General features: G+C 69.3%; 10 protein-coding genes. 4 read left to right on the top strand and 6 right to left on the bottom strand.

The genetic code is table 11. From position 1 onward, the window contains the following. The 3 genes from VDQ18_RS20065 to VDQ18_RS20075 all read right to left on the bottom strand — a co-directional run. A partial coding sequence (locus tag VDQ18_RS20065; RefSeq protein ID WP_323022675.1) for a flotillin family protein occupies positions 1-1,445 on the bottom strand: 1,445 nt, incomplete at its 3' end. A gap of 27 nt (positions 1,446-1,472) precedes the next feature. Continuing rightward, on the bottom strand, positions 1,473-2,177 hold the full coding sequence (locus VDQ18_RS20070) for an OB-fold-containig protein (RefSeq protein ID WP_323022676.1): 705 nt from the start codon (positions 2,175-2,177) through the stop codon (positions 1,473-1,475). A gap of 72 nt (positions 2,178-2,249) precedes the next feature. Continuing rightward, positions 2,250-3,203 carry a GlxA family transcriptional regulator gene (locus VDQ18_RS20075; RefSeq protein ID WP_323022677.1) on the bottom strand — a complete coding sequence of 318 codons (954 nt, stop codon included), beginning with the start codon at positions 3,201-3,203 and terminating at the stop codon, positions 2,250-2,252. A 58-nt stretch (positions 3,204-3,261) separates the two neighbouring features. Between VDQ18_RS20075 and VDQ18_RS20080 the strand changes: the two genes are divergently transcribed. The 4 genes from VDQ18_RS20080 to VDQ18_RS20095 all read left to right on the top strand — a co-directional run bounded on the left by VDQ18_RS20080 (position 3,262) and on the right by VDQ18_RS20095 (position 7,443). Next, complete coding sequence (locus VDQ18_RS20080) at positions 3,262-3,576, top strand: DUF1272 domain-containing protein (RefSeq protein WP_323022678.1); 315 nt, start codon at positions 3,262-3,264, stop codon at positions 3,574-3,576. A 61-nt stretch (positions 3,577-3,637) separates the two neighbouring features. Next, positions 3,638-5,140 carry an aldehyde dehydrogenase family protein gene (locus tag VDQ18_RS20085; protein WP_323022679.1) on the top strand — a complete coding sequence of 501 codons (1,503 nt, stop codon included), beginning with the start codon at positions 3,638-3,640 and terminating at the stop codon, positions 5,138-5,140. A 250-nt stretch (positions 5,141-5,390) separates the two neighbouring features. Then, positions 5,391-6,782: a multicopper oxidase family protein gene (locus VDQ18_RS20090; protein ID WP_323022680.1), complete on the top strand. Its 1,392-nt coding sequence runs from the start codon at positions 5,391-5,393 to the stop codon at positions 6,780-6,782. A 520-nt stretch (positions 6,783-7,302) separates the two neighbouring features. Then, on the top strand, positions 7,303-7,443 hold the full coding sequence (locus VDQ18_RS20095) for a hypothetical protein (RefSeq protein WP_157957965.1): 141 nt from the start codon (positions 7,303-7,305) through the stop codon (positions 7,441-7,443). 98 nt (positions 7,444-7,541) lie between these two features. On the opposite strand, the gene VDQ18_RS20100 is transcribed toward VDQ18_RS20095, so the two are convergent. From VDQ18_RS20100 to VDQ18_RS20110, 3 genes are all read right to left on the bottom strand, one after another. Continuing rightward, entirely contained in the window at positions 7,542-8,447 is a 906-nt protein-coding gene (locus tag VDQ18_RS20100; RefSeq protein WP_323022681.1) for a LysR family transcriptional regulator, read from the bottom strand. A 162-nt stretch (positions 8,448-8,609) separates the two neighbouring features. Next, on the bottom strand, positions 8,610-9,521 hold the full coding sequence (locus tag VDQ18_RS20105) for an AEC family transporter (RefSeq protein WP_323022682.1): 912 nt from the start codon (positions 9,519-9,521) through the stop codon (positions 8,610-8,612). A 9-nt stretch (positions 9,522-9,530) separates the two neighbouring features. After that, entirely contained in the window at positions 9,531-11,546 is a 2,016-nt protein-coding gene (locus VDQ18_RS20110) for an NADPH-dependent 2,4-dienoyl-CoA reductase (protein WP_323022683.1), read from the bottom strand. Positions 11,547-11,657: the final 111 nt, after the last annotated feature.

An 11,657-nucleotide genomic window follows, 5' to 3' on the forward strand; every position in this document is an offset into this window, starting at 1 on the left:
GGGGCCCCCAGCCCGCCGACGTAATGGATCTTGATCGAGTCGATCTTCTCCACGGGCTTCACCATCTGCGCCATGATCGCAGGGAAGGCCTCGAGCCGCGCCAGATCAACCTTCATCGCCACGATGGCGGGCGAGATGGCGTTATCGGCCTCGGTGATCGCCCGCTTGCCCTCGGCTTCGGCCAGCATGTCGGCTTTCTTGGCCTCGGCGCGGATGGCGATGGCGTCGGCATCCGCCCGCGCCTCCTCCCGCCGCGCCTCGGCCCGGTCCTGGGCCGCGTCCTTCTCGGCCTGCGCGGCCAGACGGATGCGGGTCGCCTCGCGCTCGGCCTCGCGCTGCGCCTCGATCAGGGCGATCTGCTTGACGCGCTCGGCCTCGGCAACCTGCCGCGCCGTCGTCACCGCCTCCATCGCCTTGGTCGCCTCGGCCCGCGCCAGATCGGCCGAGGCGCGGGCGCGGCTTTCCTCCTCGGATTTCTTGGCGACGATGATCTGGCGCTCCTGATCGGCGACTTCCAACTCGCGCTCCTTGGCGATCTCGGCCTCGCGCAGCGTGCGCTCGCGCTCGATCTCGCGCGAGCGGATGGCCTCTTCGCGGGCGATCCGGGCGCGCTCGCGTTCGCGGGCCGAATTCTCGTTGTCGGTGGCGATCTGCGCCTCCTGCGCGGCGCGCAGGGTGGCGATGCGCTGCGCCTGTTCGATGCGGGCCTGTTCCTCGTCGTGTTCGATCGACAGTTTCTGCCGCTGCGCCTCCATCGCCGCGCGGCGTACGGCGACCTCGGCCTCGGCGTCGATCTGGGCGCGCTCTTTCTTGGACAGCGCGATCACCTCGGCCAGCCGCCGCATGCCCACCGCGTTGAAGGCGTTGTTCTCGTCCAGCGCGGCAAAGGGCGTCTGGTCCAGCGCCGTCAGCGAGACCGATTCCAGCGACAGCCCGTTCTTCAGCAGATCCTCGGACACCGCATTCTGCACCTCCTGCACGAAATCCGCCCGGCTTTCGTGCAGCTCGTCCATGGTCATCCGCGCGGCGACCGAGCGCAGGCCGTCGATCAGCTTGCCCTCGATCATCTCGCGCAGCTGGTCCACGTCGAAGGTCCGCGCGCCCAGCGTCTGGGCGGCGCGGGCGATCCCCTCGTCGGTGGGGCTGACCGAGACGTAGAATTCCACGCCGACATCGACCCGCATCCGGTCCTTGGTGATGAGCGCCGCCTCGTTGTCGCGCTTCACCTCCAGCCGCAGGGTCTTCATGTTGACCCGGTTCACCTCGTGCAGCAGCGGGATGACGATGGTGCCGCCGTCCATGATGACCCGTTTGCCGCCCGCCCCGGTCTTGACCAGGCTCACCTCGCGCGTGGCGCGGCGGTAAAGGCGGCCCAGGACCAGGGCCAGCAGCAGGAGGAAGACCAGGACAGCGCCGACCAGCGTCAGCAAGGTTGTGAAAGCCATGAAAGAACTCCGTTCAATGAGATGGACTTATTCAAGCGGCATCAGCCGATAGAGGCCGCGCCGGTGGTCGCGCAGCACCAGAACCTCGGTGCCCTGGACCAGCTGGGCCGCATCCTCGAGCGGTTCGGCGCGCAGGTAATGGGGATTGCCGTGGCGGTCGGTGACCCGCACCTCGGCCGGGCGGCCGCGCGCGGCGGTGCCCTGGGTGATGACCCCCCGGCGGCGGCCCAGCTGCGTCTCGCTGACCGATTGCGTCTCGTCCCGGGGGACCAGCCGGGCGAAGACGCCGCCAAAGCCCCGCGCCACGCCCCAGCCCGCCACGAGCGCCGGGATTGCCGCCAGCCAGGCGGGCAGGGGGCTGCCGGTCAGGCCCTCGGCCAGGCTCTGCAGCGCCATGCCGCCCGCGCCGAAGCCCAGCAGCGCCGAGGCGAGCCAGATCATGAAGGGCGTCCGGCCGAGGCCGAGGATCGAGGCCACGCCCGAAATTGCGGGCGGATCGGCCGAAGCGGGTTCGAAGCCGTCGACGTCGGCCAGCTCGGCTCCCGGCAGGTCGAGTTCAGGTGTGTCGATTTCGGGCGCGTCGATGTCGGGCGCATCCAGCCCCTCGGCCCCGCCGCCCAGCAGCGAGCCCCCCATCAGCCCCATCACCAGTTCCAGCACCAGCAGCCCCAGCAGCAGCCCCAGCGCGGCGGTGAAGGGCGCCATGGCCCCGGACAGAAGGACCTCAAGCATCGGCGACCTCTTCGTCATGCGGACGGAACTCCAGAATAGGCGCTCGCGGCCACGGTACAAGCGGCCTCGCGCTCAAGGTTTCGTGCCGAACCGTGCCATCCAATCGGCGGGCGCCACCCCCTTGCAGCGGTGAAAGGCCCGCCGCATGCGTTCCTCTTGCCCGAAGCCAAAGGCGGCCACCGCCTGCTTGCGGGTGATCTCGCCCCGGGCCAGCGCCTCTGCCGCGGCTTCGACCCGCATCTCCTCGACATAGCGGGCCGGGGGCAGGCCCATCACCTGCCGGAAGACCCGGGCGAAACTGCGTTCGGACATGCCCGCCCGCGCCGCCAGCACCGGCACCGACAGGTCCCCGGACAGATGGTCGGCGATCCAGGTTGTCAGCCCCTCGAACCGGGCATCGCGCGCCGCCATCTGTTGGCGCAGTGGCTGGCTGAACTGCCGTTGCCCGCCGGGCCGCTTGAGATAGAGCACCATGTCGCGCGCCAGCCGCAAAGCCTCGGCCCGGCCTCGGTCGGCCTCGACCATCGCCAGCGCCATGTCGATCCCCGCCGTCACCCCGGCCGAGGTCCAGACGCCCCGGTCCTCGGTGAAGATCGCGTCGGCCTCGACCGTGACGCCGGGCCAGCCTTCCGCCAGCCGGTCGCAATATTCCCAATGCGTCACGGCCCGCCGCCCGTCCAGCCAGCCGCCCGCCGCCAGCACGAAGGCGCCGACGCAGACCGATCCCAGCCGCCGCAGACCCGGCACCGCCTGCGCCAGCGCCGCCTGCAGCACTGGATCCGCCGCCGCGCCGCGCGCCGCATCCCCGCCCGAGACGATCAGCGTGTCGAGCGGCCCGGCCCCGGCCAGCGCCATCGTCTCCAGCGCCACGCCGGTATCGGTGACGATCCGCCCGCCGGTGGCCGAGGTCAACACCACCCGGTAGCCCGGCCGCGCATCGGCAAAAACCTGCAACGGCCCCGCCACGTCCAGCAGCTTGGTCGCGGGAAACAGCAGGAAGGCGATGGTGGCGGAATCGGAGGGCATCTTGTCATTTCTGCCAAGCCCGTCCGCTGCCATCAAGGGGGCAGAAGAAGGAGGCCCCATGCTCGACCTGCGCCCCAATTGCGAACTCTGCGACCGCGACCTGCCGCCCGATGCGGCCGAGGCCTGGATCTGCAGCTACGAATGCACCTATTGCGCCGATTGCGCCGAGAACGTGCTGCACAACGTCTGCCCGACCTGCGGCGGCAATTTCCAGCCGCGCCCGATCCGCCCGCGCCGCAATCACCGCGAGGGTAAGGCGCTGGGGCTCGGCCATCACCCCGCCGCGACCCGCCGCCACCACTCGCCCTGGAGCGCCGCCCAGATCGCCGAGATGGTCGACCGCCTCGCCAGCATCGCCCCTGACCAGCGGTGACCCCTTTCGCCCAGGCGCCCGGGCGCCTATCCTCCGGGCCGCAAAGACCCGGAGATTTCCCATGACCGACCTGTCCACCGCCGCCGAGATCCTCGCCGCCTGCGGCCTCGATGCCGCCACGCTCTCGGGCGGCACGCTGGCCGTCCACAGCCCCATCGACGGGGCCGAGATCGCCCGTCTGGCCGAAACCCCGGCCGCCGAGATGCAAGCCGTGATCGCCCGCTCGCAAGCCGCCTTCGCCGCGTGGAAGTCGGTTCCGGCCCCGCGCCGGGGCGAACTCGTCCGCCTGCTGGGCGAGGAACTCAGGGCCTCGAAAGCGGCGCTGGGCGCGTTGGTCACGCTGGAGGCGGGCAAGATCGTTTCCGAGGGATTGGGCGAAGTGCAGGAGATGATCGACATCTGCGACTTCGCCGTCGGCCTCTCGCGCCAGCTCTACGGGCTGACCATCGCCTCGGAACGCCCTGGCCATGTGATGCGCGAGACCTGGCATCCGATGGGCCCCTGCGCCGTCATCACCGCCTTCAACTTCCCCGTGGCCGTCTGGTCGTGGAACGCGGCGCTGGCCTTGGTTTGCGGCGATCCGGTGATCTGGAAGCCGTCCGAAAAGACGCCCCTGACCGCGCTGGCCTGCGCCAAGATCTTCGAGCGGGCGCTGGCCCGCTTCGGCGACGCGCCCGAGGGGCTGATGCAGGTGGTGATCGGCGGCGCCGAGCTGGGCGCGGCGCTGACGGCCTCGCCCGAGGTGCCGATCGTCTCGGCCACCGGCTCCACCCGCATGGGCCGCATCGTCGGGCCGGAAGTGGCCAAGCGCTTCGGCCGGACGATCTTGGAACTCGGCGGCAACAACGCGATGATCGTGGCGCCCTCCGCCGACCTCGACATGGCGGTGCGCGCCATCGTCTTCTCGGCCGTCGGCACGGCGGGCCAGCGCTGCACCTCGCTGCGCCGCCTGATCGCCCATCATTCGGTGCGCGACCAGCTGGTCGAACGCCTGACCCGCGCCTATGCCAGCCTGCCGGTCGGCGATCCCCGCAAGGGCACGACGCTGGTCGGTCCGCTGATCGACGCGGGCGCCCAGGCCCGCATGCAGGCGGCGCTGGAACAGGCGAAGGCCCAGGGCGGCACCGTCCACGGCGGGCAGGCCGCGACCAATGCCCCGCAGGGCGGCGCCTATGTCGAACCGGCCATCGTGGAAATGCCCGCGCAGACCGCCGTGGTGCGCGAGGAAACCTTTGCGCCGATCCTCTATGTCATGGGTTACGAGGATCTGGACGAAGCCATCGCGCTGCAGAACGGCGTCCCGCAGGGCCTGTCGTCCTGCATCTTCACGCTCAACCTGCGTGAGGCCGAGGATTTCCTGCAGCGTTCCGATTGCGGCATCGCCAATGTCAACATCGGCCCCTCGGGCGCCGAGATCGGCGGCGCCTTCGGCGGCGAGAAGGAAACCGGCGGCGGCCGCGAATCGGGCTCGGACGCCTGGAAGGGCTACATGCGCCGCGCCACCAATACGGTGAACTACTCGGCCAGCCTGCCGCTGGCGCAGGGCGTGAAGTTCGACGTCTGAGGGATCGCCATCGTCAAACCGCGCATCTTTGCGCTGCGAATATCCTCGGGGGTGAGGGCCGCCCGGACGCGGCGCCGGTGGCGCGTCGTCAGGTCCCTACGCCCGGCGCGCAAGCGCCGGGCCGGACAGCCGCAGGCCAAGAGGGGGGCAGACAGCCCCCTCCCTCCGTCCCCCGGGGTGCGACATCGGCGGATCTCGCCGTGCCGCTCAACTCTGATAGAAAGACTCAGGTAACACCGGGAGTCGCGCCATGAGCAGCCTCATGCATCGCCGTCAGTTCCTCGCCACCTCGGGCCTCGCCGCGGCCTCGCTGCTGGGCGGTCTCGGCCCCTGGCGGCAGGCGCGGGCCGAGCCCCTGGCGCTGACCATCCAGAATGCCCGCTACGCGCTGGAGGCCACCCCGACCGAGGGCATGGTCAGCCTTTCGCCCGACGCCCCGCCGCCGGTCCTGCGCCTCAGCCGGGGCCAGCCGTTCCGGGCCGAGGTGCTGAACACGCTCGACGCCTATACCTCGATGCATTGGCACGGGCTCAGGCTGCCCAATGTCATGGATGGCGTGCCCTACCTGACCCAGGTGCCGCTGGGGCAGGGCGACCGCTACAGCTATGAGTTCACGCCGCAGGATGCCGGGACCTTCTGGTATCACCCGCATTGCACCACCATGGAGCAGATGGCCAAGGGCCTGACCGGCCTCCTGATCGTCGAGGATGAGCGAGACCCGCGCTTCGACCTCGACCTGCCGGTCAATCTGCGCGACTGGCGGCTGGGCGAGGACAGCCAGTTCATCGACCTCTACACCGCCCGTGGCGCGGCGCGGAACGGCACCTTCGGGACGCTGATGACGGCGAATTGGACCTCCGAGCCGGTCTATGACGTGCCCGCCGGGGGCCTCGTCCGGCTCAGGTTGGCGGCGACCGACACCACCCGCGTCTACCGGTTGCAGATGCCGGGGGCCGAGGGGCGGGTGATCGCGTTCGACGGGCATCCGGTGATCGACCCGGTGCTCTGGCCCGGTCCCGAGGCGCCCCTCGTGCTGGGCTGCGGCCAGCGGGTCGATCTGGCGATCCGGGCGCCGGGGCAGGAGGGGGCGGAACTGGTGCTGCAGAACGACCAGCCGGGCGGGCCGCGGGTGCTGCTGCGGCTGCGCGCCGTCGGCGCGGATCTGGGCCACGATCTGGGGGATCTTGCGCCCCTCGCCGCCAATCCGCTGCCCGAGCCCGACCTCGCCGATGCCGAGGTGCTGGAATTCGTCTTCGGCTGGTCGCCCAGCGATGCGCCGGTCAATGACGGCTTCTGCGGCTCGCTCGGCTACACGTTCTGGTCGATCAACCGGGTGGCCTGGCCGGGCGATGCCTCGGGCACCGGGCCTTTGGCCGAGCTGCGGCTGGGGCGGACCTATATCCTCAGACTCAGGAACGAGAGCCCCAACGACCACCCGATCCACCTGCACGGCATGGTCTTCAAGCCGCTGCGCTCGAACCGGCGGGAGGTCTCGGGCAATTGGGTCGATACCGCGATGCTGCTGGCCGAAGAGACGATGGAGGTGGCGCTGGTGGCCGACAATCCCGGCGATTGGGCCTTCCATTGCCATGTGATCGAGCATCAGAAAACCGGCCTCACCGCCTATCTGCGCGTGACCTGAGGCGCGCGCGCAGGGGGCGGCGGATTTCCCCCGGGCGCGGGGCTTCAGTGTACTGGATCTATTGACGGAATCAGCGCCGGGTATATCGTCGGTGTCACGGGCCGCGCTGCGGCCCATGCCCTCCCCCCGTGCGGGATATCCCCGCCGGGCAGAGGGGTTCCGCACAGGAGGAGCGGAGATGGCTGACACCAAGAAGGCAGATCCCAAAGGCACCGGCAAAGGGGCTCCGGCCAAGGGCGCACCGGCCAAGGGTGCGGCGCCCGTCAAGGGCACCGGCGGCAAGAAGTGAGGCCATGCGGGGGGCGCGTCACGCGCAGGCCCGCGATTCAGGAATGACCTGCCCGGCACCCCCCAGGTGCCGGGCTTTTGCGTGGCGGGGTCCGGGGCTTTTCTCTGCCCCGCCGCTCTTTGCTTTTGACCCGCCCGCCGATTGCGCTAGGCTGAGGCGGTCGGGCCTTCTTTCGACCGGCCCCGGTCCGCGTGATCGGCGAGAACCCATTAGCACAAAGGAATCAACGGTATGAGCAAGGATATCAAGGGCGGGAAGGGCTCGAGCGGCGGCCTCACCCCGGCGAGCGGCGGCAGCGTCGACAAGGGCTCGGTGACGCCCCTGGGCACCGGCAAGGGCGGCGACGCCCCGGTCAAGGGCGGCAAGAAGTAAGCGCCAACGCGGCCCTGACCGCGGCAAGAAAAATGGCCGGCCTTTCGGCCGGCCAAGTCGATCCTCCGACCTGAGGGAACAAGGTCAGAGCAGGAAACTCACCAGATATCGGGACCCTTGTCGGCGAAACGCTCGACCAGGAAATCGATGAAGGCCCGCACCTTGGGCTGCGTGAAGCGCCCGGGCGGATAGACCGCATAGATGCCCAGCGTGGTCGGCGGCAGGTCGGGGATCACGTCCTCGACCAGGCCCTGCGCCATGGCATCGTGGTAAAGGAAGCTCGGCAGATAGGCGATGCCAAGGCCCTTCACGGCGGCATTGAGCAGCGATTGCCCGTCATTGACCGTCAGCCAGCCGGTGCCGCGCACCTGACGCACCTCGCCCGAGGGGGCGGTGATCTTCCAGACGTTGGCGCTGGCCTGATTGGAATAATGCAACAGCCGGTGCTCGTTCAGATCGTCGATCTTGGCAGGCCGGCCATGGGCCTTGAAATAGCGCGGCGCGGCGATCAGGCGCTGCGTCGTCTCGGTGATCTTGCGGGCGCGGAGCGAGCTGTCCTCCATCTCGCCCACCCGGATCGACATGTCGAAGCCTTCCGAGATCAGCTCCACATAGCGGTTCTTCAGCACCATGTTGACGCTGATTTCCGGGAACTCGGTCAGGAATTCGTCCAGCACCGGCGACAGCAGGCTGACGCCGAAATCGGTGGCGACCGACATGCGCAGCACACCCGAGGGCGCCGATTGCATGGCGGTGACGATGCTGTCGGCTTCGCCCGCGTCGTTCAGCACGCGCCGGGCGCGGTCGTAATAGACGAGGCCGATCTCGGTCGGGCTGACCCGCCGCGTGGTGCGGTTCAGAAGGCGGGCGCCGAGGCGCGCTTCCAGCGACGAGACGTGCTTCGAGACGGCGGATTTCGAGATCCCCATCTTCCGCGCCGCATCGGTGAATCCCCCCTGGTCGACCACCGTGGCAAAGGCTTCCATTTCGGTCAGACGGTCCATGCTTCACCCGTAACCCAGACTGTTTCGATGTTTCCGTTACACACCTCAATTGCGGCGCGATCTGGGCATACCCGGGGTATTGGTGGGACAATTGTCTGGAAATTCAGAACAATTTTCACGATATTTCGGGATTGTCTCGCCTCGGCGTGGCGATTGTGTCCGTCAGGTCAAGAATTCAACCAGCGAAATCCACAGCGGCAGCGTCAGCGCGGACAGCAGCGTCGATTGCGCCACCACTGTGGCCGCCCGCATCCGGTCGGCGCCGAAAGCCGAGGCCAGAACATGCGCGGCCGACGCCGTCGGCAGGGCCGCGAACATGGTCAGCACCTGCGCCAGCGCAGGCTCGGCGCCCAGCAGCAGGCAGGCTCCCAGTGTCACCGCGGGCAACAGCAGCAGCTTCACGCCGACCAGCACCGCGCTGAACGCATCCATCCGCCCCAGCGCCCGCCAATCCATCGTCGCCCCCACCGACAGCAGCGCCACGGGAATCGCCGCCTGCGCGAGCAGGTGAAGCGGCGCCAGAATCAGCCCCGGCGGGGTCCAGCCGCTGATGCCGACCAGCACACCGGCGACCGAGGCCAGCAGGAACGGGTTCAGCGCCACCCGCCGGACCGTCGCCCAAAGCCCCAGGTTGCCGCCCCGCGACAGCGCCGAGACGGCAAAGATATTGGCCAGCGGCACCGCCATGCCCGCGACGACGGCCATCATCCCGGCATCGGCCAGCGTCAGCGTGCCGACCGCGACGAAGCCCATCGCCGTGTTGAAGCGCCAGGCCGTCTGCCAGCTGCCCGCGAAATCGAGGAATCTCTCGGGCCCGAAGCGCCGCGCGGCATAGCCCGCGACCAGCCCCAGCGTCAGGATCGCCCAGACCGAGGGGCCGATCACCGCCACCCGGCCCAGATCCATCGGGCGGCTGGCGGCGGCGGTGAACAGCAGCGCCGGAAACAGGATCTCGAAATTCAGCCGGTCGAGGCCGGTCCAGGCATTCTCGGACAGCCGCTTGCGCACCAGGCCGCCCAGAGCCACCAGCAGGAAGCTGGGGATCAGGCCGGCAAGAACGGCCGCAACGACCATGCGACTTCCTTACAGTTGCGCCGCCAGCCGCGCCCCCTGGTCGATGGCCCGCTTGGCGTCGAGTTCGGCGGCCAGATCCGCCCCGCCGATCACATGCACGGTTTTGCCCGCCGCTTCCAGCCGGTCGGCGAGCCCGCGGTTCGATTCCTGCCCTGCACAGAGGATCACGGTATCGACCGCCAGCTCCTGCGGGCCGTTGGGCGTGCCGAGGATCATCCCCTCGGGCGTGATCGCCTCATAGCTGACGCCGCCCAGCATCTTCACGTCGCGGGCCTGCAGGCTGGCGCGGTGGATCCAGCCGGTGGTCTTGCCCAGCCGCTTGCCGGGCTTCTCGGCCTTGCGTTGCAGAAGGGTGACGGCGCGGGCGGGGGCAGGGGGCTCGGGCTCCAGAAGCCCGCCGGGCACCTCCGACGGATCGCCCACACCCCATTCCTTGCGCCATTCCGCGGGGTCGAGCGTCGGCGAGACGCCTTGGTGCGTGACGTATTCGGCGACGTCGAAGCCGATGCCGCCCGCGCCGACCACGGCGACACGCTGGCCGACCGGCGCCTTGCCGCGCAACACGTCGATGTAGCTCAGCACGTTGGCGCCGTCCTGGCCCGGGATGCCCGGATCGCGCGGAGAGACGCCGGTGGCGACGATGACCTGATCGAAGGGGGCCAAAGCCTCGGGCGTCGCTTCGGTGCCCAGACGCAGCTCGATGCCCGAGGCCGCGACCATCGTCTCGAACCACCCCACCAGCCCGTGGAATTCCTCCTTGCCGGGGATGACGCGGGCCATGTTCAGCTGCCCGCCCAGCACGCTGTCCTTCTCGAAGAGCGTCACCTTGTGGCCCCGCTGATCGGCGACCAGCGCCGCCATCAGCCCGGCGGGACCCGCGCCGACGACGGCGATCCGCTGCGGGGCTTCGGTCGGGGTGTAATTGAGCTCCGTCTCATGACAGGCGCGCGGGTTGACCAGACAGGTCGAGATCTTGCCGCTGAACGTGTGGTCGAGGCAGGCCTGATTGCAGCCGATGCAGGGGGCGATGGTGGCGGCCTTGCCCGCCGCTGCCTTGGCCACGAAATCGGCATCGGCCAGGAAGGGCCGCGCCATCGAGATCATGTCGGCGCAGCCCTCTTTCAGGACCTGCTCGGCGGTGTCGGGGTTGTTGATCCGGTTCGAGGTGATCAGCGGGATCCCCACCTTGCCCATCAGCTTCTTCGTCACCCAGGCGAAACCCGCGCGCGGCACGCAGGTGGCGATGGTCGGCACCCGCGCCTCGTGCCAGCCGATCCCGGTGTTGAGGATCGTGGCCCCGGCGGCCTCGATGGCCTGCGCCAGCCGCACGATCTCGTCGAAGCTCTGGCCGTTCGGCACCAGATCCAAGAGCGAGATGCGATAGATGATGATGAAATCGGGGCCCACGGCCTCGCGCACCCGGCGCACCACATCGACCGGCAGACGCATCCGGTTTTCGTAGCTGCCGCCCCAGCGGTCGGTCCGGCGGTTGACGTGCAGGCTGAGGAACTGGTTGAGGAAATACCCCTCGGACCCCATCACCTCGACACCGTCATACCCGGCCTCGCGGGCGCGCACCGCGGCGGTGACGAAATCGGCGATCTGCTTTTCGATGCCTTCCTCGTCCAGCTCCTTCGGCACGAAGGGGCTGATCGGCGATTTGACCGCCGAAGAGGAGACGCAATCCTTGCCATAGGCATAGCGCCCAGCGTGCAGGATCTGCATGGCGATCTTGCCGCCCGCCGCATGGACCGCATCGGTCACGAGCCGGTGGTTGGCGATGTCCTGCGGCGTGTAGAGGCCGGCCGCGCCCGGAAACACCCCGCCCTCGGGGTTGGGCGCCATGCCGCCGGTGACGATGAGACCCACGCCGCCCCGCGCCCGTTCGGCGTAATAGGCGGCCACCCGCGGCCAGTCGCCGCGCTCCTCCAGCCCCGAATGCATGGAGCCCATGAGGACCCGGTTCTTCAAGGTGGTGAAGCCCAGATCGAGGGGGGCGAGCATCAGGGGATAGGGGCTGGACATCGGCATCTCCTCCGGTCTGGCGACGTGCGGCCACCCTAGCCGCGGCTGAGGCTTTGTCATCCGAAACCTTGCGTCAGTCGGTTTCGCCCTCGTGCCTCGGGCGACCGGAGG

The sequence above is a fragment of the Pararhodobacter sp. genome (genome assembly GCF_034676075.1).
Taxonomy (GTDB): domain Bacteria; phylum Pseudomonadota; class Alphaproteobacteria; order Rhodobacterales; family Rhodobacteraceae; genus Pararhodobacter.

Coding starts and splice junctions, on each gene's coding strand:
- VDQ18_RS20070 (WP_323022676.1), bottom strand. CDS start 2,177: ATGCTTGAGGTCCTTCTGTCCGGGGCCATGGCGCCCTTCACCGCCGCG.
- VDQ18_RS20075 (WP_323022677.1), bottom strand. CDS start 3,203: ATGCCCTCCGATTCCGCCACCATCGCCTTCCTGCTGTTTCCCGCGACC.
- VDQ18_RS20080 (WP_323022678.1), top strand. CDS start 3,262: ATGCTCGACCTGCGCCCCAATTGCGAACTCTGCGACCGCGACCTGCCG.
- VDQ18_RS20085 (WP_323022679.1), top strand. CDS start 3,638: ATGACCGACCTGTCCACCGCCGCCGAGATCCTCGCCGCCTGCGGCCTC.
- VDQ18_RS20090 (WP_323022680.1), top strand. CDS start 5,391: ATGAGCAGCCTCATGCATCGCCGTCAGTTCCTCGCCACCTCGGGCCTC.
- VDQ18_RS20095 (WP_157957965.1), top strand. CDS start 7,303: ATGAGCAAGGATATCAAGGGCGGGAAGGGCTCGAGCGGCGGCCTCACC.
- VDQ18_RS20100 (WP_323022681.1), bottom strand. CDS start 8,447: ATGGACCGTCTGACCGAAATGGAAGCCTTTGCCACGGTGGTCGACCAG.
- VDQ18_RS20105 (WP_323022682.1), bottom strand. CDS start 9,521: ATGGTCGTTGCGGCCGTTCTTGCCGGCCTGATCCCCAGCTTCCTGCTG.
- VDQ18_RS20110 (WP_323022683.1), bottom strand. CDS start 11,546: ATGTCCAGCCCCTATCCCCTGATGCTCGCCCCCCTCGATCTGGGCTTC.